Source organism: Streptococcus sp. KHUD_010 (assembly GCF_040207525.1).
Classification (GTDB): domain Bacteria; phylum Bacillota; class Bacilli; order Lactobacillales; family Streptococcaceae; genus Streptococcus; species Streptococcus hominis.
This window is the reverse complement of sequence record NZ_CP157941.1, coordinates 1,472,553-1,492,860: the sequence shown is the minus strand read 5'-3', so window position 1 is coordinate 1,492,860 and position 20,308 is coordinate 1,472,553. Positions and strand designations below refer to the sequence as shown.

17 protein-coding genes and 3 pseudogenes are annotated in these 20,308 nt (G+C 36.3%); 18 read left to right on the top strand and 2 right to left on the bottom strand.

The genetic code is table 11. From position 1 onward, the window contains the following. Positions 1 to 207: 207 nt before the first annotated feature. The 11 genes and pseudogenes from ABKA15_RS07310 (at position 208) to ABKA15_RS07260 (ending at position 12,417) form a co-directional block, all read left to right on the top strand. A pseudogene (locus ABKA15_RS07310) lies at positions 208 to 786 on the top strand (shikimate kinase). Then, positions 773 to 1,390, top strand: coding sequence for a GNAT family protein (locus tag ABKA15_RS07305; protein ID WP_186832761.1), 618 nt, complete (start codon positions 773 to 775; stop codon positions 1,388 to 1,390). The pseudogene ABKA15_RS07310 and the gene ABKA15_RS07305 overlap by 14 nt, the downstream one beginning before the upstream one ends. Further along, the gene (locus ABKA15_RS07300) at positions 1,365 to 3,347 is read left to right on the top strand and encodes an N-6 DNA methylase (protein WP_186832760.1); all 1,983 of its coding nucleotides are present in this window, start codon (positions 1,365 to 1,367) and stop codon (positions 3,345 to 3,347) included. Before ABKA15_RS07305 ends, ABKA15_RS07300 begins: the two co-directional genes overlap by 26 nt. Then, positions 3,340 to 4,350, top strand: a complete 1,011-nt coding sequence (rhuM, locus tag ABKA15_RS07295; RefSeq protein WP_186832759.1) for a RhuM family protein — start codon at positions 3,340 to 3,342, stop codon at positions 4,348 to 4,350. Before ABKA15_RS07300 ends, rhuM begins: the two co-directional genes overlap by 8 nt. Continuing rightward, a pseudogene (locus ABKA15_RS07290) lies at positions 4,343 to 5,587 on the top strand (restriction endonuclease subunit S); the annotation flags it as partial. The gene rhuM and the pseudogene ABKA15_RS07290, both read left to right, overlap by 8 nt. A gap of 112 nt (positions 5,588 to 5,699) precedes the next feature. Continuing rightward, positions 5,700 to 6,053 (top strand): annotated as a pseudogene (locus ABKA15_RS07285) (restriction endonuclease subunit S); the annotation flags it as partial. 2 nt (positions 6,054 to 6,055) lie between these two features. After that, complete coding sequence (locus ABKA15_RS07280) at positions 6,056 to 6,322, top strand: hypothetical protein (protein ID WP_264341041.1); 267 nt, start codon at positions 6,056 to 6,058, stop codon at positions 6,320 to 6,322. Continuing rightward, on the top strand, positions 6,277 to 7,014 hold the full coding sequence (locus ABKA15_RS07275) for a hypothetical protein (protein ID WP_264341042.1): 738 nt from the start codon (positions 6,277 to 6,279) through the stop codon (positions 7,012 to 7,014). The genes ABKA15_RS07280 and ABKA15_RS07275 overlap by 46 nt, the downstream gene beginning before the upstream one ends. Before the next feature lie 12 nt (positions 7,015 to 7,026). Continuing rightward, positions 7,027 to 9,678 (top strand): valine--tRNA ligase, encoded by a 2,652-nt coding sequence (locus ABKA15_RS07270; RefSeq protein ID WP_186832758.1) that lies wholly within the window; start codon positions 7,027 to 7,029, stop codon positions 9,676 to 9,678. Positions 9,679 to 9,755: 77 nt separating this feature from the next. Beyond that, positions 9,756 to 11,573, top strand: coding sequence for a hypothetical protein (locus ABKA15_RS07265; RefSeq protein WP_106079176.1), 1,818 nt, complete (start codon positions 9,756 to 9,758; stop codon positions 11,571 to 11,573). Further along, entirely contained in the window at positions 11,566 to 12,417 is an 852-nt protein-coding gene (locus tag ABKA15_RS07260) for a DNA adenine methylase (RefSeq protein WP_059221073.1), read from the top strand. The genes ABKA15_RS07265 and ABKA15_RS07260 overlap by 8 nt, the downstream gene beginning before the upstream one ends. A gap of 590 nt (positions 12,418 to 13,007) precedes the next feature. On the opposite strand, the gene cysK is transcribed toward ABKA15_RS07260, so the two are convergent. Continuing rightward, positions 13,008 to 13,937, bottom strand: a complete 930-nt coding sequence (cysK, locus tag ABKA15_RS07255; RefSeq protein ID WP_106387859.1) for a cysteine synthase A — start codon at positions 13,935 to 13,937, stop codon at positions 13,008 to 13,010. Positions 13,938 to 14,035: 98 nt separating this feature from the next. After that, complete coding sequence (locus ABKA15_RS07250) at positions 14,036 to 14,671, bottom strand: YigZ family protein (protein WP_106387858.1); 636 nt, start codon at positions 14,669 to 14,671, stop codon at positions 14,036 to 14,038. A gap of 56 nt (positions 14,672 to 14,727) precedes the next feature. Between ABKA15_RS07250 and ABKA15_RS07245 the strand changes: the two genes are divergently transcribed. The 7 genes from ABKA15_RS07245 (at position 14,728) to ABKA15_RS07215 (ending at position 20,274) form a co-directional block, all read left to right on the top strand. Then, positions 14,728 to 16,029 (top strand): DEAD/DEAH box helicase, encoded by a 1,302-nt coding sequence (locus ABKA15_RS07245; protein WP_106387857.1) that lies wholly within the window; start codon positions 14,728 to 14,730, stop codon positions 16,027 to 16,029. Beyond that, positions 16,026 to 16,691 (top strand): ComF family protein, encoded by a 666-nt coding sequence (locus tag ABKA15_RS07240; RefSeq protein ID WP_106387856.1) that lies wholly within the window; start codon positions 16,026 to 16,028, stop codon positions 16,689 to 16,691. The genes ABKA15_RS07245 and ABKA15_RS07240 overlap by 4 nt, the downstream gene beginning before the upstream one ends. 77 nt (positions 16,692 to 16,768) lie before the next feature. Further along, complete coding sequence (gene raiA, locus ABKA15_RS07235; protein WP_106387855.1) at positions 16,769 to 17,311, top strand: ribosome-associated translation inhibitor RaiA; 543 nt, start codon at positions 16,769 to 16,771, stop codon at positions 17,309 to 17,311. 188 nt (positions 17,312 to 17,499) lie between these two features. Further along, on the top strand, positions 17,500 to 18,048 hold the full coding sequence (gene rsmD, locus ABKA15_RS07230) for a 16S rRNA (guanine(966)-N(2))-methyltransferase RsmD (protein ID WP_185952239.1): 549 nt from the start codon (positions 17,500 to 17,502) through the stop codon (positions 18,046 to 18,048). Continuing rightward, positions 18,038 to 18,535 (top strand): pantetheine-phosphate adenylyltransferase, encoded by a 498-nt coding sequence (gene coaD / locus ABKA15_RS07225; protein ID WP_049512405.1) that lies wholly within the window; start codon positions 18,038 to 18,040, stop codon positions 18,533 to 18,535. The genes rsmD and coaD overlap by 11 nt, the downstream gene beginning before the upstream one ends. After that, entirely contained in the window at positions 18,516 to 19,571 is a 1,056-nt protein-coding gene (locus ABKA15_RS07220; RefSeq protein WP_049512407.1) for a SepM family pheromone-processing serine protease, read from the top strand. The genes coaD and ABKA15_RS07220 overlap by 20 nt, the downstream gene beginning before the upstream one ends. Positions 19,572 to 19,710: 139 nt before the next feature. Continuing rightward, positions 19,711 to 20,274, top strand: coding sequence for a YutD-like domain-containing protein (locus ABKA15_RS07215; protein ID WP_049512409.1), 564 nt, complete (start codon positions 19,711 to 19,713; stop codon positions 20,272 to 20,274). Positions 20,275 to 20,308 lie beyond the last annotated feature (34 nt).

Sequence of the window (20,308 nt, the reverse complement as noted above, 5' to 3'; positions counted from 1 at the left end):
TTTGTTTACTTTTAGGACTAAGCCACAAGTTGCGGGTTGTACTGGCATACATCTAAGCGAGCTAACGATGTAATAAAAGATAAACAAGAAGGCTAGAGTTGCGGGCGTCTGCCCGAAATTGGGTGGTACCGCGGAGAGATTCGTCCCTGTCATGGATGACAGGGATTTTTTATTTGGGGAAGTGATGTAGGAATAGAGGCTACGATGATGAACGTTATAATAATTGGAGCCCAGGCTTCAGGAAAGATGACAATTGGGCAGGAATTAGAGAAAGTATCTGATTTGAAGCTCTTTCACAATCATGACTCGATTGATTTTGTGACCCGCTTTTTACCTATGTCACCGGAAGCCAGAGAGCTGATTGATACCATTCGGTTTGATTTTTTTGAAGCCTTTGTCAAGGCAGACCGTGGTCTTATTTTTACAGTCGTTATTGATTTCAATGATGAAAATGATCTGGATTTTTTAAGACGAATTCAAGAGATTTTTCATTCATTTGAGAGAGAAGTCTTATTTGTAGAGTTAGAAACGGACTTGCAGGAGCGTCTGCGAAGAAATACGACGGAGAATCGCTTGCAACATAAGCCATGGAAGTGAAATGTGGAATGGTCGGAGTCTGATATTCTATCAACCATGGAATATGCCCGCTTTAATCCTAAGAAAAAGCCAAAAGACTTGGTGCATTATGTTAAAATCAACAATACAGATTTATCTGCCAAAGCAACAGCGGAGCTGATTCGGGATAAGATGGAACAAATTGAAGGAGGAGCCGATGAAAATCCTTGAAACTTATAATGGTAAAGAACTGCCAAAGGTTGAAACGGAACGCCTAATTTTGCGGCAGAGAATGGTAGCGGACGCAAAGGATATTTTTGCTTATGCCAGCTTGCCAGAAGTCAGCTATCCAGCTGGATTTCCACCGGTTAAGACAGTAGAAGATGAAATTTTCTATTTGGAGAATATTTACAGAGAAAACTTAGAGAAAGAGCAAATTCCGTCGGGGTATGGGATTTGTTTGAAAGGGACAGACAAGATGATTGGCTCGATTGATTTTAATCATCGCCATGCAGATGATGTCTTGGAAATCGGCTATACCCTGCATCCAGACTATTGGGGGCGCGGTTATGTGCCAGAAGCAGCGCGTGCATTGATTGATGAGGCTTTTAAGAAACTTGGTCTTCACAAGATTGAGCTGACTTGTTTTAGCTACAATGTCCAAAGTCAACGAGTCGCAGAGAAACTTGGCTTTACCCTCGAAGCTCGTATCCGAGACAGAAAGGATGTTCAAGGGAACCGCTGTGACAGACTGATATATGGATTGCTGAAGAGTGAGTGGGGGATTGATGGATTAGAAGGAGTTGATAATGGCGAAAAAAGAAGTAAATACTGATTTATGGGTTCACGAACTTTTGAAAGAAGCAGGAATTCGAGAAAAGTTTGATGCACAGGGAAGTAATGTTAAAGAGATTGATGAAGCACTGAAAACTGCCTCGAAAAAAGGGACTGGAAATTCAGGTTTTCCAGAATACGTTGGAATTGTTAAAGATTTTTTGATTGTTATTGAAGATAAGTCTGGATTATCCAAACATGTCAATTATACAAATGATGATTTAATTGCTGATGATACGAAATCAAATACAGACTATGCCGTTAATGGCGCTGTTTTTTATGCAAAACATTTAGCAGGTAAAGTTAATTATAAAAAAATCATTGCACTTGGTATTAGTGGTAATGAAAAAAAGCACCGTATTACTCCTGTTTTTGTAAATGAACGTGGTGAGTATTTTGAACTTGCAGACATTGAAACTTTGATTTCCTTTTCAATAGATAATATTGATGAATATTACGTAAAAGAGATTCTTCAAGAAGAAACCAATTTTGAAAAAGAAACAGCTGAAATTTTAAAAGATGCAGCAACTTTACATAATGATTTAAGAAATTACGGTAATATTGAGGAAAAGAATAAACCACTAATTGTTTCAGGAATCCTGTTAGCATTGAGAGAAACGGAGCATGGAAACTTCTCTTTGGAAAGTTTAACGGGAGATACTATAAAAACAGACGGGTCAAAGATATATACTGCCATCAAGTCTAATCTTCAGCGTGCTAATGTATCTCCCGAAGTAAAAAAAGATAAACTACTTAGTCAGTTTGCCATCATCAGAGACGATGTAAAAATTAATGAGAAGAATTCTAATCTCGGCAAAACACCTATCAAACACTTTACAGAATTTCTTTATAAGAGTATTTATCAAAGTTTAAGATATAACAGTTCTGCCGAAGATTATCTTGGTCGTTTCTACGGGGAATTTATGTCATACTCTGGAGGAGACGGCCAGAACTTAGGTATTGTCTTAACACCAAAACATATCACAGAACTATTTTGTGATTTAGTTGATTTAAAGCCGATAGATAAGGTTTTTGATCCGACTTGCGGTACAGCAGGATTCCTAATCGCTGCAATGCATGATATGTTAACAAAAGCGGAAAGTGATTATCAACGTGAGCAAATTCGTAAACATCAGCTCTTCGGAATTGAGGAGCAATCTTATATGTTTACAATTGCTACGACAAATATGATATTACGTGGTGATGGGAAAAGTAACCTTGAAAACCAAGATTTTCTACGCCAAAATCCTAGTAAGCTTCAGCTAAAACAATGCAATATTGGTATGATGAATCCGCCGTATTCAATGGGTTCGACAGCCAATACCGAACTGTATGAAATCAACTTTACAGAACATTTGTTAAATTCTTTAGTTGAAGGGGCTAAGGCTGTTGTGATTGTTCCTCAGTCCACCTTTACAGGGAAGACTAAGTTTGAAAAAGAAGCTAAACAAAACATTTTAAAACGTCATACTTTAGAGGGGGTTATCACACTTAATAAGAATACCTTTTATGGAGTAGGAACAAATCCCTGTATTGCAGTATTTACAGCTGGTATACCACATCGTCCGGAAAAAGAATGCAAATTTATCAACTTTGAAAATGATGGTTTTGAAGTTTCTAAACATATCGGTCTGGTTGAAACAGCTACAGCTAAAGATAAAAAACAACACTTGCTTGATGTATGGTTTGATCGCACGGAAGCAGAAACTAAGTTCTGTGTTCAAACAACGATTGAAGCTGATGATGAGTGGCTCCACTCTTTCTATTACTTTAATGATGAAATTCCTTCTGAGGCAGATTTTCAAAAGACAATTGCAGATTACCTAACTTTTGAAGTCAATATGATTACTCATGGACGAGGTTATCTTTTCGGAATAGAAGAGAAAGAGAATTACCAAGAAATTACCGATATTGAGGAACTTCCGATGGTAGCGGAAAAAGGTGACAAGTATGAATGAAATTTCTAATTTTGTCCTTTATACGACACCTAATGGTGATGTTAATTTAGATATTCTCTTACAAGATGAAAATCTTTGGTTGACACAAAAAGGGATTTCTGAGTTGTTCGGAGTTTCTAAATCAACGGTTAGTCACCATTTATCAAATATTTATAGTGATGGCGAGTTAGATAAGCTGGCAACTGTTCGAAAATTTCGAACAGTTCAAAAAGAGGGTAATAGAGCGGTTCAGCGCGAATTAGAATATTATAATCTTGATGCCATTATATCAGTCGGTTATCGCGCCAACTCAACAAAGGCGACACAATTTCGAATTTGGGCAACGAATACCTTAAAAGAATTTATTATTAAGGGGTTCGTACTTGATGATGAACGTCTTAAACAGGGACAAACGGTCTTTAGTCAAGATTACTTCCGTGAACTCTTAGAGCGAATCCGTTCCATTCGTGCCAGTGAACGCCGTATTTATCAGCAAATAACCGATATTTTTGCAGAATGCGCTATTGATTACGATAGAAATTCTGAAATCACTAAGAATTTCTATGCCATGGTGCAGAACAAGTTCCATTTTGCTATTACAGGTAATACTGCTGCTGAGATTATTTATCATAAGGCAGATGCTGAAAAGAATCAAATGGGATTAACGACTTGGAAAAATGCACCAGATGGACGAGTACTGAAATCGGATGTGACAGTTGCTAAGAATTATTTGCAAGAAACCGAAATTCGCCAGTTAGAACGTACCGTAACCTCTTACTTCGACTATATTGAAGGTTTGGTTGAGCGACGCAATACCTTTACTATGCAATCTTTGGCGGAAAGTATTGACCGCTTCCTTTCTTTTAATGAATATGAAATTCTAGAAGGAAAAGGATCTATTTCTAAAAAACAGGCAGATGAGAAAGCCAGTCAAGAATATGAGAAATTCAACCGCACCCAGAAAATCGTGTCGGATTTTGACAAGCAAATCAAAAAACTAATGGCAGGTGACAAAGATGAGTAAGTTAAAATTGACGGATGTGGAATGGGGAGAGTTTAAGATAGGGAATCTATTCGATGTATCTAATGTCAAAGGAAGGTCAGCCGAAAATTATAATTCAGGTAACACGCCATATATTTCCTCTTCTGGTACGAATAATGCTGTTATAAGCTTCGTAGAAGCTAATAAAAATATTATTACTAATTCTGGAGTGATTACCGTTGATCCAATAAAGGGTATTTGCTTTTATCATGATTACGATTTTGTAGGTCGTGGTTTTAGCGGCGCTTCAGTAAACATATTAATAAATAAAAATTTGAATAAATTTAGTGGACAATTTATTTGTACTGTTATTCAAAATACATCTATGTCTAAGGCTTCGTACGGCTATTTATTTAATGGAAATAGATTGAGAAATGGGAAAATACTTCTTCCTATCAATTCCCAAGGGCAGCCTAACTGGCAGTTTATGGAAGATTACATCAAGCAAGAACAGAAGCAACAAGTTCAGAAAATCATCGATTATTATGAGCGGAAATTGGTCGAGCTTGCTGGAGATGTGGTAGGACTAGACAAGGTAGAATGGAAAACGTTTCGTTTCACTGAAGTTTTTCAAGAAATTCAAAGAGGAAAACGTCTGACAAAAGCTAATCAGACAGACGGTCCTAAACCATATATTTCCTCAACTGCTGAAAATAACGGTGTAGATGGCTTTATTGGAAATGATGCAGGAGTTAGAGAATTTGAAAATGTTCTCACGTTAGCCAATAGTGGAAGTGTTGGTTCAACCTTTTATCAGCAATTTGAGTTTGTAGCTAGTGATCATGTGACGGCTTTAAAATCAGAGAATGCAGATAAATATGCTTATTTATTTTTATCAACAGTTGTCAAACGTTTAGAAGAAAAATACTCTTTTAATCGTGAAATCAATGATACTCGTATAAAAAGAGAGAAAATCATTCTCCCAGCTGATAAGCAAGGTAACCCCGATTTCCAATATATGTCTGACTTTGTGAAAAAATTAGAACTTGATAAAGTCCAAGAAGTGCTCGAATATATATATATATATATCAGAGTGAAGATCATTCTTGAAGAAAAAGTTTGTGAAATTTCTTGGAAAGATTTCTGGATTGAGGATATTTGTGAGATTAAATCGGGCGTTCGTTTGACAAAAGCAAATCAAGAAATTGGATTAAGACCATTTGTAGGTGCTAGCGATAGCGATAATGGAGTTACAGCCTTTGTATCTAATAAAAATAAGGGAATTATATACCTGTTTACACAACTACAAAGTATAGTTGTCAAATTTACAAAAATCTTATTTTAAGATACTATATATTGTGATTAGTGTAAAATGCTATATAGTTCCCAAAAATAAAAGTCTTGATGCAAATGTGCTTGGTGTAAATTACAATGGTAGCGTCGTTGAGAATTTCTATCATCCCTACGAAGCCATTTTTTCTGATGATGTCAAACGATTGAAATGGAAAGATGAAATATACGGAAACAAATATACCTACCTTTTCTTGAAACAAATGATTTTGTCTCAAAAAATCAAGTATGCCTATGGTTATAAATTCAATGGCGAACGTATGAAACGTCAAAAGATTATGCTTCCAGTTACTGAAGTTGGATCACCAGATTATGACTATATGAAAGCGTATATGCAGAGACAAGAGTTGGAAAAAATTTTTAAAATTTTGAATTATTTACAAGGAGAGAAATAGAATTGTCAAAACACGATTCAATTTTATCGGATAATCAAATAAAAATAATAAATGAAAAGTATGCTGAATTAAGTGATAATGATATTATCGAACGATTAGCGTATTTAGAGATTGTTAATGATGAGAAACATATTGTTACTTCTGATATTGAACCTACCAAGGAGCTAGTATCAATTTCTAACCAAATTTTTGATATAAAAAAAGATTTTCAGAAGATTCAGGTGTGTTTAAACTGTTTGTATCAGATGTGTCGGATTTTAAAAATTTAAAAAAAGACTTAGAAATGAAAAAATTGCCAATTGAAGAAAATGTTGTAAATCGTTCCATGCTTCATTTACTATCAAGTGGAAAGTTATTTGTTGATTTTAACGAAAATCAGATTAAGGCAAAATTTTCTATGGAAAGTGAAGAGTTTGAGCGTATTCATCAATTCTCTAGTTATCAATATGATACTAATTTTTCTTACAGGTTTTGCTATTATTTGAGAAATTTTTCGCAACATGTTGGTTTACCAATTACGGAAATCAATTTAAAAGAAGTAGATATAAATTCAGGCAAACAAATAGCCAATTTATATATTGATTTAGATTATTTACTTAATTCAAGCTTTAATTGGAAAAAAATGCGAAAAGAATTGAAAGAAAAACGCTTAGAAAATCCAAAGATTGATGCAAGTGACTTGGTTGAAAATTTATTTCATTCAATGATTGAGCTTTATGGAAATTATAATCAATTCTTTTTAGAATTAAATCACCAAAAACTGATTTCTTTAAGGGAAAAACTTAAGGATTTGGCTTTGAAACCAGTCAAGTATTACGTTTCAAGAATTAGTAAATACAATCTCAAATATAAACCTGAAAGTTTTACTATATCACCACTTGCAGCATTTGCAGAAATTGACGAGATTTATATGGAACTTTCAAAAATTGGTTTGGTAAATATTGTAAATAAAAATAATTAAGGAGCAAAACTAATGTCAAAAGAACTTTCACCAAAATACAATCCAGCCGAAGTTGAGGCTGGGCGTTATCAAAAATGGTTGGATGAGGATGTTTTCAAGCCATCTGGCGATAAGAAAGCTCATCCGTATTCTATCGTTATTCCACCACCAAACGTAACTGGTAAACTTCACCTTGGTCACGCTTGGGATACGACTTTGCAAGATATTATTATCCGTCAAAAACGGATGCAAGGTTTTGATACGTTATGGCTTCCTGGTATGGATCATGCGGGGATTGCAACACAAGCTAAAGTTGAGGCACGTCTTGCTGAAGATGGTATCTCACGTTACGACCTTGGTCGTGAAAAATTCCTTGATAAAGTCTGGGAATGGAAAGATGAATACGCATCAACAATCAAACAACAATGGGGTAAAATGGGTATCTCTGTTGACTACTCACGTGAACGTTTCACTCTTGACGAAGGTTTGTCAAAAGCGGTTCGTAAAGTCTTTGTTGAACTTTATAAAAAAGGTTGGATTTATCGTGGTGAATTTATCATCAACTGGGATCCAAAAGCTCGTACAGCCCTTTCTGATATCGAAGTTATCCACAAAGATGTCGAAGGTGCTTTCTACCACATGAACTACATGTTGGAAGATGGTTCACGTAGCCTTGAAGTTGCCACAACTCGTCCTGAAACAATGTTCGGTGACGTTGCCGTTGCGGTTAACCCAAATGATGACCGTTACAAAGATTTGATTGGTCAAAATGTTATCCTTCCAATCGTTAACAAAGCTATTCCAATCGTTGGTGACGAACACGCTGACCCAGAATTTGGTACTGGTGTAGTTAAAATCACTCCAGCACACGACCCTAATGACTTCTTAGTTGGTCAGCGTCATAACTTGCCACAAATCAACGTCATGAACGACGACGGTACAATGAACGAACTTGCTGGTGAATTTGCTGGTATGGACCGCTTTGAAGCTCGTAAAGCCGTTGTTAAAAAATTGGAAGAAATCGGTGCGCTTGTTGAAATTGAAAAAATGGTTCACAGCATTGGTCATTCAGAACGTACTGGTGTGCCAGTTGAACCACGTTTGTCAACACAATGGTTCGTTAAAATGGACCAATTGGCTAAAAATGCCATTGCTAACCAAGACACTGATGACGAAGTAAAATTCTACCCACCACGTTTCAACGATACTTTCCTACAATGGATGGAAAACGTTCACGACTGGGTTATCTCTCGTCAATTATGGTGGGGGCACCAAATTCCTGCATGGTACAATGCTGAAGGTGAAATGTACGTCGGTGAAGAAGCTCCAGAAGGTGACGGATGGACTCAAGACGAAGATGTGCTTGACACTTGGTTTAGTTCAGCACTATGGCCATTCTCAACAATGGGTTGGCCTGACACAGAAGCAGAAGATTTCAAAAGATATTATCCAAACTCAACTCTAGTTACTGGATATGATATTATTCCTTTCTGGGTATCACGTATGATTTTTCAAGGTATTGAGTTTACAGGTAGAAGTCCATTTGAAAACGTGCTTATCCATGGTCTTATACGTGACGAACAAGGACGTAAAATGTCTAAATCACTTGGTAACGGTATTGACCCAATGGACGTTATCGAAAAATACGGTGCTGACGCGCTTCGTTGGTTCTTATCAAACGGTTCTGCACCTGGTCAAGACGTTCGTTTCTCTTATGAAAAAATGGATGCCAGCTGGAACTTCATTAACAAAATCTGGAACATCTCTCGTTACATCCTCATGAATAATGAAGACCTTACGCTTGACCAAGCGAGCGCAAATGTTGACAAAGTTGTGGCTGGTACAGTCGGGAATGTTACTGACCGTTGGATTCTTCACAATTTGAATGAAACAATTGCCAAAGTTACTGAAAACTTTGATAAATTTGAATTCGGTGTGGCTGGTCACATTCTTTACAATTTCATCTGGGATGAATTTGCTGACTGGTATGTGGAATTGACGAAAGAAGTGCTTTACAGCGATAGCGAGGATGAAAAAGTTATCACCCGTTCAGTTCTTCTTTACACGCTTGATAAGGTTCTTCGTTTGCTTCACCCAATCATGCCATTTGTGACGGAAGAAATCTTTGAACAAATTTCTGAAGATTCAATTGTAACAGCAGCCTACCCAACTGTTAATTCAGCCTTTGAAAATGAAGCTGCGCATAAAGGTGTTGAAAGCCTGAAAGACCTGATTCGTGCTGTTCGTAACGCACGTAGCGAGGTGAATGTTGCTCCAAGCAAACCAATCACCATCCTGGTGAAAACCAGCGATAAAGAATTGGAAAGTTTCTTCAATGCCAATGTGAACTACATCAAACGCTTTACAAATCCAGAGCATTTGGAAATTGCTTCTGACATTGAGGCGCCAGAATTAGCTATGTCCAGCATCATAACAGGTGCTGAAATCTTCTTGCCACTTGCTGACCTTCTTAACGTTGAAGAAGAATTGGCACGTCTTGACAAAGAACTTGCTAAATGGCAAAAAGAATTAGATATAGTTGCCAAGAAACTCAGCAACGAAAAATTCGTCGCTAACGCCAAACCAGAAGTTGTCCAAAAAGAACGCAACAAACAAACCGACTACCAAGCTAAGTATGATGCGACTGTAGCGCGTAAGGCTGATATGGAGAAATTGGCTAAATAACCACAGAACACGGTGTAGAAGCCGTGTTTTTATGGTATAATATCAAATATACTTGAACAGATACGAAAGGAATACCTATGTTTGATACCGTAGTTTTAAATCCTTTGGAGGTTGATTTGGATTATAATAATCCTAGATTTTCAATGTTTGATTTTAATAGTGAAGAAGAAATAATTAAATATTTGATTGATTTTGAACAAATCAAAGAACTTGCATTTCAAATTTTAGAAAACGGATATAATACAATAGGTGAGCGTATTATTGTTTTAAAACGTGAAAATGCCGGAAAAATTAGTTATACTGTTTTAGAGGGGAACAGGAGAATTGCTTCACTGAAGCTTTTATTCCAATACATATCTCTCTTGACAAGTTCAGAAAGAAAAAAGCTTGAACAATTAAAGCCGAGCTTAAAGGATTTTGAAGTTAGTTGCGATGTGGTAAAAGAAGATACTAGAGACGAAGCGCTTTTTAAAATTAGTGCAAAACATGTTGATGGAATTAAAACTTGGAGTGCTACTGATAAAAGGGTATTTTACCACAATCTTTATACCCAATATAGGAAAAAGGGCTTATCAAGTGATAAAGCTTTAGATAAAATTAAAAATATCACTCCAGAAGGAAAAGTTGCGATACGAAATGCTATACAACAACTAAATTATTTAACTTCCGTTTATAATGTAACAAAAAACTATAAACCTGATTTAAAAGAATTAGCACATTTGGATACAGATGTTCTTGTTTCAAGGGTTTTAAGACCATTGATTAAAGAGTTAGATCTTGAGTTTAATGATGATTTTCAACTTGTAGCGAAAAATAGAAAAGTTTATTATGAAATATTAGGGTTGTTAGGTAAAGCAGTCTGGGTTGATAAAAAATTAGATACACGGGTATTTAGCGTACAAGGACAATGGAATGAAATTGTCAAAAATGATAAAGTGATCCCAGGTTTAGCTGGAAAAATCACAGAATATAAAGAATTTGAAAAAAACAAAGTCTTTAAGGAAGAATCGTCAAAAAATAATCCAATAAGTAATGATACAAAAACTACTGAAGATAGTGTGATAGATAATAAAGGGACATCTAACTTACCAGTCAATGATACGCGTGAGAATAACACGAAAAATAATGACACACAAAAACAAGAAACAAAATATAAATTTTTTGTTCCCCAGAAATCAGTTGCCATAAAACAGCGAAATTATGATTTAGTTAATGATATTGATTTAGTGGACAATGAGGGAAATAAGGTATCGAAACAAAGTTCAGAATACTCTAGAATTTCGATTAGCTGTACACATCGAAATATTGTGATAAAAAATAATGTGATAGACTCTATTTCTGAAAATGGAAAATATGATATTGCTGTCAATTACGCTGGGGAGACTAAACATTTTCAAATATTTTTAAATATAGAGATTGATGCTCATCAAGAAGATTATCAATTTTTGTTTAACCAACAATGGTATGATGAATCTTTATCAAAGTTATCTGCTAATCCCAAGTATTTTAAGATTTGTGGAGTAATAAGAAATCTACAAAAATATAACTCTTTATCACATAATGACGACGAGTATATCATACTTGCATTTTTGCTTCGTGCATTAATGGAATATACTGCTAAGGCTTATATAGACTTATTCTCAATCAAGAAGCCTGCTGATAATTTATCCTCCTTCATTACCACAGTTAAAGGACATTTATCTGATAAAGGATTATTAAATAAAGAGGAAGTAAAGGCATTAAAAAACACAAATGATATAGAGACATTAAATGGTTTAATTCATGATTACGGAGCCACTATAAGTTCTATTGATATTAAAACAACATGCAGTAAGTATCAAAAATATTTCTCTGTCGTTTTTGATAGACTATCAGAAGGAGTAAATAATGGATAACTTTAGCCCGTTACGCTATCCTGGAGGGAAAAATAAAACTTATCAATATGTTAAATATCTGGTAAAGAGCAATGATATAGATACCTATATAGAACCATTTTGTGGAGGTGCTGCAGTAGCGCTAAAGTTATTATTTAATAATGACGTAAAAAAAATAATGTTAAATGATTTTGATAGATCCATATATGCAATGTGGTACTCCATTTTACATAATACTGAAGCATTTATCAAAAAAGTAAAAGAAGCAGAATTTACAATTGAGGAATGGGATAAGCAGCAAGCTATTCAAAAAAAGAAAGAAAATGCTGACTTACTGACACTAGGTTTTTCCACATTTTATCTAAATAGGACAAATCGTTCAGGGATTATTCAGGCAGGTCCTATAGGTGGTAGAAATCAAACGGGAAATTATAAAATGAATTGCCGGTATAATATAGAAGTGCTGGTAAATAAGATTGAGTTGATTGCTAACAATAGAAATAAAATTCGTTTGTATAATTTAGATGCTATTGAGTTTATTAAAAACAATATTAGACGTACAAAGCGTTCGCTCACTTTTTTTGATCCTCCATATTTTGTTAAGGGAAAGCAATTGTATACAAATTTTTATGAATATATAGATCATTTAGAATTACGAGATACAATTGATAAATACATGAGTAATCACAAATGGATCCTTACTTATGATTTTCATGATAAGATTAAGAATATGTATTCAAATTTCGAATATTTTCCATATGTATTAAACTACAGTGCAGGGAATTCAAAAAAAGGAGTCGAGTATCTTTTTTTGAGTCAAACAATATCTTCTACAAAAATTGACAAGTATTTAGATATTTTATGAACTTAAAAGTTCATACTTATAATTTTAATGTAGATGCTTCTTTACTGTATAATGGATAAACTAATATCTGATAACAGAAAGGATTCATGCTGCTGAGGTAGCATGACGAAGTGGTATGTTTCATTATGTGTAATATATTTCTTTAAGCTCCTTCTCAGTTTCCTTTAGTATTTCCTAGCTATACTGTAACTATCCTAGCAATAGAATTCTAAACTTTTCTTATTAGTCTAATAATATAGATAAATGAATCATTCATTCAATGTATATTACAAAACAAGCATAAATTGGCTATAGAAAGTTACATTTAAACTATAGAAAGCATTATTTTATCTGCTATTTTCTAATAATAAGATTTAAACACCCCCATCAAAAAAAGAGGCTGGGACAAAAGTCCGACCTCAAATATAAAAAGCGAACAAAACTAGTTTTCTGGTAATCAGAATTCTGCTTTGTTCGCTTTTCGCATTTAATTATAGATTAGAAGGGCTTGATAATTAAGATTTTTAAAAATTGAAATCTTCTTGTCCCAAACTCTTTTAAACTGTTGGCAAATCCAAATTTAAAGTTTATACGTGTATATACCTTGATTTCTAAACCTCAAAATTATAGAGAGCGGTTGAGAGGTAGCGCTCGCCGTTATCTGGAGCAAGAGCTAGGACTTTTTTACCTGTTCCTAGTTTTTTGGCTACTTCAAGTGCAGCATAGATAGCTGCGGCAGAAGAAATCCCTACAAGAAAGCCTTCTTGTCCACCGACACGGCGTCCAAGGTCAAGTGCTTGATCAGAGGTAACACGGACAATACCGTCATAAGCTTGAGTGTCCAGTGTTTCTGGGATGAAACCAGCTGAAATTCCTTGAATCTTGTGTGGTCCAGGATTTTCACCGGACAGGATAGCGGACTCATCGGCTTCAACTGCGTAAACTTGTATATCTGGATTGACTTTTTTGAGAGCGTGAGAAACGCCAGAAATTGTACCACCTGTGCCAACTCCACCGACAAAGGCGTCCAATCCTTTTTCACCGAAAGCAGAGATAATTTCTGCTCCTGTTGTTCTTTCGTGTACTTCAGGATTAGCTGGATTGTTGAACTGTAGTGGTAGCCATCCGTTACGTTCTTTGGCGATTTCTTCAGCTTTGGCAATCGCACCTTTCATTCCCTCACTTCCGGGAGTGAGCACCAATTCGGCACCATAAGCTTGGATAATTTTGCGGCGCTCCACACTCATGGTTTCTGGCATAACAATAACGACCTTATAACCTTTAGCAGCACCGACCCAAGACAAACCGATTCCAGTATTTCCGCTGGTTGCTTCGACAATGGTTGCACCCGGCTGAATCAAGCCCTCTTGCTCAGCGGTCTCAATCATGCTGAGAGCAATGCGGTCTTTGACAGACGACCCCGGATTGAAAGCTTCTAGCTTGACATAGACATCAGCAGCGCCTTCTGGAACCAGCTTATTCAATTTCACAATAGGAGTATTTCCAATGAGTTCTGTAATGTTATGATAAATTTTTGCCATAAATGATACCTCGATTCTGTTGATACAATCAGTATAAAACGAAAAAGAGTCTTTGTAAAATATAAAAAAACTATCAAGTCGATAGCTTTTTTCAATATTTAGGATGAAGAAATGGGAACCTCAACTTTCCGCAATCCCTGCTCAACAATGTCAATTTTTCCATTAAACAGTTCAATCAAACTTTCTATAACGCTGTCCTTATCGTCTTTGTCAACGAAAATGGTCGTTTGTACTTGATCTGTAAAAGCTGTATCTTGTTCTTGCAACTGTTTGGCTTTAAGAAAATTTGGCAATTCTTGATACTGACTGTAGGAAAGAGTAAGTCTTAGTCCAAGTTGTTCTTTTATATGGACGACTCCGATGTCTTTGATAGCTAGGGCAACGCTGCCAGCATAAGCCCGAATGAGTCCACCTGCTCCTAACTTGATGCCCCCAAAATAGCGCGTCACGACAGCACAGACATTGGTTAGTTGGTGATTTTCTAAAACGCCTAACATAGGTACACCAGCAGTCCCACTTGGTTCTCCATCATCGCTACTTCGCTTCATTTCGCTCCGCTCTCCTAAAATAAAGGCAGAGCAGTTATGAGTAGCTTTGTAATGTTCTTTTTTAATAGTATTGATAAACTCTCGTGCTTCGTCCTCTGTTGTCACACGCTTGATATGACAGATAAAGCGCGATTTTTTGATTTCTTCTTGGACTTGACCGTCCTCTTTGATTGTTCTAAATTCCATATCTTCATTTTACAAAAAAACTTTTATTTTGCCAAAGTTTTTCCGAATAAATAGATATGACGGAATTACAAGATTGTTTAGGTCGTATTTTTACCAAAAGTCAACTGTCACCAGAATTGCAATTGCAAGCACAAACCGTAGCTGGAATGGTAGAAGAAAAAGGGAAAATAAGTTGCAATCGCTGTGGACAAGTCATTGACAAAGAAAAACACCAATTGCCAATAGGTGCTTATTATTGTAGGTTTTGCTTGATCTTAGGAAGGGTCAGAAGTGATGAAGATCTTTACTATTTTCCACAGGAAGAATTTCCTAAAGCGAATGTCTTGAAATGGCAAGGGAAGTTGACAGTATTCCAAGCCAAGGTTTCTCAAGGACTTGTAGAGGCGGTTGCTAAACGAAAAAATAGCTTGGTTCACGCAGTCACGGGAGCCGGAAAGACGGAAATGATTTATCAAGTAGTAGCACAAGTCATCAATCAAGGTGGTGCCGTCTGCTTGGCTAGCCCCAGAATTGATGTCTGCTTAGAACTTTATCGCAGACTGAAAGTAGATTTTACCTGTGATATTTCACTCCTGCACGGTGAATCAGAAGCATACTCCCGCAGTCCTCTCGTGATTGCTACAACGCATCAGCTTCTTAAATTTTATCAAACCTTTGATCTTCTTATCGTTGATGAAGTAGATGCCTTTCCTTATGTGGACAATCCGATGCTTTATCATGCGGTTCATCAGGCAGTTAAAGTAGAGGGAACGAAGATTTTCTTAACAGCAACTTCCACAGATGAGTTGGACAAAAAAGTGGCTAAAGGAGAATTAACTCGTTTGAGTCTTCCTAGACGTTTTCATGGGAATCCTTTGATTGTTCCTCAAAAAATTTGGTTGGCAGATTTTCAAAAATATCTTGGTCAAAAGAAGCTAGTTCCTAAGTTAAGACAGTTTATTCAAAAGCAGAGAAAAACAAGCTTTCCACTTCTTATTTTTGCTTCTGAGATTAAAAAGGGGCAGGAATTTGCAGAGATTCTTCAAAGCACTTTTCCTAATGAAAAAGTTGGCTTTGTAGCCTCGACGACTGAAAATCGACTGGAAATTGTAGAGAAATTTCGTCAAAAAGAAATCACGATTTTGGTAACGACGACGATTTTGGAGCGTGGGGTGACTTTTCCTTGCGTGGATGTTTTCGTGGTAGAAGCCAACCACCGTCTGTTTAGTCGCAGCGCTCTGGTACAAATCGCTGGACGCGTCGGTCGCAGTATGGATCGACCGACAGGCGAGTTAATCTTTTTTCATGACGGTGCGACTATGGCGATAGAAAAAGCGATTAAAGAAATTCAGGAGATGAATCAGGAGGCTGGTTTATGAATAACTGTCTGTTATGTGAAAGTCTACTTGATGAAAAGCTAACATTTTGTGATTTGCTGACTTTGACGAAGCCAAAAGCAAGAGCCTGTGATACCTGTTTTGAAAAATTTCAACGCATTTCAGGGCAGCATTGCCCAAAGTGTTATCGTGACGGGGCAAGTGAAGTCTGCATGGATTGCCAAGTGTGGATAGAAAAAGGAAAAGAAGTTTGCCATAAAAGCTGTTTTGTGTATAATGAAGCCATGAAAGACTTCTTCAGTCAATATAAATTTCAAGGGGATTATGCCCTTTATTCTGTATTTGCTGAAGTTTTGCAAAAGGAATTAAAAGTTTACCGTGATTATACGCTTGTTCCTATTCCTGTAAGTAGTGAAAAGTACCAGAAGCGAGGCTTCAACCAAGTAACAGCTCTTCTTGAGGGCGCACAGTTGCCATTTAAGGAAGTTTTAGAAAAGCATGATACAATTGCTCAATCCAGTAAAACAAGAGAGGAGCGATTGCAAAGCCGGCAGTGTTTTAAATTGAAAGACAATGTTCAACTTCCACCCAAAATCCTTTTGATAGATGACATTTATACAACAGGCTCAACCCTACAATTGGCCAAGGAAATTTTAGTGGAAGCGGGAGTGAAAGAAATTGTGACATTTTCATTAGCCAGATGATAAAAAATTTGCAAAAAAAAAATGAAAGCGTTATAATAAAATAAAGAAAAACAAATGCTTAGAAAGAAGGTACTTATATGATTAAATATAGTATCCGTGGTGAAAACCTAGAAGTAACAGAAGCTCTTCGTGATTACGTAGTTTCTAAACTTGAAAAAATCGAAAAATATTTCCAAGCTGACCAAGAATTGGATGCGCGTGTAAACTTGAAAGTCTATCGTGAAAAAACAGCCAAAGTTGAAGTAACTATTCCACTTGGTTCGATCACTCTTCGTGCAGAAGATGTTTCTCAAGATATGTATGGTTCGATTGATTTGGTGACAGACAAAATTGAACGTCAAATTCGTAAAAATAAAACAAAAATTGAACGTAAAAACCGTAATAAAAAATCAACTAGCCAGTTATTTACAGATGCTGTCGTTGAAGAAGTGGAAGTTACACCTGCAAAAGTCGTTCGTTCAAAACAAATTGATTTAAAACCAATGGACTTAGAAGAAGCTCTTCTTCAAATGGATTTATTGGGACATGACTTTTTCATCTATACTGATGTAGAAGATAACACAACCAATGTTCTGTATCGTCGTGAAGATGGTGACGTTGGCTTGCTTGAAGTAAGATAATCAATCAGTCCTCTGATTTATATCAGGGGATTTTTATTTGCTCTGCAATCAGCTCAAGATAATTGCAAAAAACTGTATTGAAAAATCATCATGTTTGAACGGCATCCCAAAAGTTGGACAGCAAAAAACAATTGACTTACAGTTATCACAGAAGAAAAACTGATACATTCTTTCGAGATTTTGTTATAATATTCTTTATGAGAGTTGTTGCAGGGAAATATGGGGGGCGTCCTCTTAAAACATTAGAAGGCAAAACAACCAGACCGACGACAGACAAGGTTAAGGGAGCTATCTTTAATATGATTGGTCCTTATTTTGATGGAGGACGAGTGTTGGATTTGTATGCCGGAAGTGGCAGTTTAGCGATTGAAGCTATTTCGCGAGGCATGGCTTCGGCTGTTTTGGTTGAAAAAGACCGCAGGGCGCAAACGATTATCAGCCAAAATATCATCATGACTAAGGAAAAAGAACGATTTGAACTTCTGAAAATGGAGTCCAATCGAGCGCTTGAATTGGTCACAGGACAGTTTGACTTGGTTTTGTTAGATCCACCGTATGCAAAAGAACAGATTGCTGCAGATATTGAAAAAATGGTTGAACGAGAGCTTCTGAGCGATGATGTACTGGTTGTTTGTGAGACAGACAAATCGGTGGATTTACCAGAAGAAATCGCAGGACTAGGCATATGGAAGCAAAAAATATATGGAATTTCAAAGGTGACGGTTTATGTCAGATAAAATTGGATTATTTGCAGGCTCTTTTGACCCGATTACAAAGGGGCATATTGACTTGATTGAACGAGCTAGTAAGCTCTTTGATTGCCTTTATGTTGGTATCTTTTACAATCTTGAGAAAAAGAGTTTTTTCAATATTGAAGCAAAAGAAAAAATGGTGACAGCTGCTCTAGCTCATTTGGAGAATGTAAAAATTGTTACTTCTCATGATGAATTGGCAGTGGAAGTAGCTAGAAAGCTAGGAGTGACAACTTTTGTACGGGGACTACGTAATAGTCAAGATTTGGATTATGAGGGGAATCTCAACTTTTTTAATCATGAATTAGCACCTGAGATAGAAACCATTTTTTTGATTAGCAAACCAGATTATCAGCATCTCAGCTCATCAAGAATTCGTGAATTGATTTCCTTTGAGCAGGATATTTCAAAGTATGTACCTGAAAGTGTCGTAAAGGAGTTAAAGAAACAATATGGAAAAACCAAGAAATAAATTTAAAAAATGGCCGATAATTGCAATAGCAGGGCTGATTTTGCTTTTCTTATCTTTTGTGGTTCCCTTGCCTTATTATATTGAGGTGCCGGGTGGTGCAGCAGATGTCCGTCAGGTATTGCGCGTGGACAACAAAGAAGATAAGGAAAAAGGTTCTTACAACTTTGTAACGGTTGGAATTCAGCATGCGACCTTTGCTCATTTGGTTTATGCTTGGTTGACACCTTTTACAGATATTTATTCGGCGAAGGATTTGACTGGCGGAACTTCTGATAAAGAATACATGCGGATCAATCAGTTTTATATGGAAACATCGCAAAACCTAGCTAAATACCAAGGATTGAAAAAAGCTGGCAAAGATATTACTCTGAAATATCTAGGGGTTTACGTCTTGCAAGTCACAAAGAATTCTACTTTTAAAGGCATTTTAAATATTGCAGATACCGTGACAGGTGTGAATGACAAGACTTTCAATAGTTCAAAAGAATTGATAGACTATGTTGGAGCGCAAAAGATTGGCAGCAAGGTCAAGGTGAACTATGTAGAAGACGGTCAGAAGAAATCTGCTACAGGTAAAATCATCAAACTTGAAAATGGGAAAAACGGGATTGGTATTAGCTTGATCGACCGAACAGAAGTCACAAGCAACACACCAATTGAATTTTCAACAGCCGGTATTGGTGGACCAAGTGCGGGCTTGATGTTTAGTTTGGCAATTTATACGCAAATTGCAGATCCAACATTGAGAGACGGTAGAAATATTGCTGGGACAGGCTCAATTGACCGCGAAGGAAAAGTTGGCGACATTGGTGGGATTGACAAAAAAGTTGTTTCAGCAGCAAAAAATGGTGCAGAAATTTTCTTTGCACCAAATAATCCAGTTACTAAGGAAGCTAAAAAAGCTAATCCTAAAGCGAAAACTAACTATGAGACCGCTTTGGAAGCTGCTAAAAAAATTAAGACCAATATGAAAATTGTACCCGTGAAAACTTTACAAGATGCCATTGATTACCTCAAGGACACAAAGAAGTCGTAAAAATAATTCAATAAAAGAGCAAGTTAATGATAGAAATTTGACTTTGCTCTTTTCTTCTTTCTCTATTTCAACTATCAAAAACACTTCTTTTTATGGTAAAATAGGTTTAATACAAGAAATAAGATGATAAAGGATAACTATGCGAAAAGAAATTGCACCTGAATTATACAATTATAATAAATTTCCTGGACCGGAGTTTCGGCAAAGAGGAACCAAAATCTTGACTGAGACAATTGAATTTGACTTGGTAGATAATTTCAAGGAAGGTTTTGCTATAACGGCTTTTAATCAGCGCTTTTCAGAAATTTTAACAAAATTTGATTATATTGTTGGCGACTGGGGAAATGAGCAGTTGCGTTTGCGTGGATTTTATAAAGATGACAAGGCAAATGAAAGTGAAGAAAAAATCAGCCGTTTAGAAGAATATTTATTAGAATACTGCAATTATGGCTGTGCTTATTTTGTCTTGGAAAATTTACAGCCGCGTCGCGCATCGTTTGATAAAAAATCTCATCACAAAAAGGAAAATGAAACCAAGCCACGTCGTCCTAAACAAGCTCGCTCCTATAAAGAAGAGCAACCCAAGCGAGAAAATCACCAGCGCAGTAAGCGACAAAATCAAAAGCAAAGAGCAAGAAAGCAAAATTCAACGAAGCAACAACAAACAAGCAGCCAGCGCCATTTTGTCATTCGTCAAAAATAGTGTATGGAATGGGTTTTGTAACGAATGAAGGAGA

Bases quoted from the DNA above. Each gene is read 5' to 3' on its own strand.
- ABKA15_RS07305 (WP_186832761.1), top strand. From the start codon at position 773: ATGAAAATCCTTGAAACTTATAATGGTAAAGAACTGCCAAAGGTTGAA.
- ABKA15_RS07300 (WP_186832760.1), top strand. From the start codon at position 1,365: ATGGCGAAAAAAGAAGTAAATACTGATTTATGGGTTCACGAACTTTTG.
- rhuM (WP_186832759.1), top strand. From the start codon at position 3,340: ATGAATGAAATTTCTAATTTTGTCCTTTATACGACACCTAATGGTGAT.
- ABKA15_RS07270 (WP_186832758.1), top strand. From the start codon at position 7,027: ATGTCAAAAGAACTTTCACCAAAATACAATCCAGCCGAAGTTGAGGCT.
- ABKA15_RS07265 (WP_106079176.1), top strand. From the start codon at position 9,756: ATGTTTGATACCGTAGTTTTAAATCCTTTGGAGGTTGATTTGGATTAT.
- ABKA15_RS07260 (WP_059221073.1), top strand. From the start codon at position 11,566: ATGGATAACTTTAGCCCGTTACGCTATCCTGGAGGGAAAAATAAAACT.
- cysK (WP_106387859.1), bottom strand. From the start codon at position 13,937: ATGGCAAAAATTTATCATAACATTACAGAACTCATTGGAAATACTCCT.
- ABKA15_RS07250 (WP_106387858.1), bottom strand. From the start codon at position 14,671: ATGGAATTTAGAACAATCAAAGAGGACGGTCAAGTCCAAGAAGAAATC.
- ABKA15_RS07245 (WP_106387857.1), top strand. From the start codon at position 14,728: ATGACGGAATTACAAGATTGTTTAGGTCGTATTTTTACCAAAAGTCAA.
- ABKA15_RS07240 (WP_106387856.1), top strand. From the start codon at position 16,026: ATGAATAACTGTCTGTTATGTGAAAGTCTACTTGATGAAAAGCTAACA.
- raiA (WP_106387855.1), top strand. From the start codon at position 16,769: ATGATTAAATATAGTATCCGTGGTGAAAACCTAGAAGTAACAGAAGCT.
- coaD (WP_049512405.1), top strand. From the start codon at position 18,038: ATGTCAGATAAAATTGGATTATTTGCAGGCTCTTTTGACCCGATTACA.
- ABKA15_RS07220 (WP_049512407.1), top strand. From the start codon at position 18,516: ATGGAAAAACCAAGAAATAAATTTAAAAAATGGCCGATAATTGCAATA.
- ABKA15_RS07215 (WP_049512409.1), top strand. From the start codon at position 19,711: ATGCGAAAAGAAATTGCACCTGAATTATACAATTATAATAAATTTCCT.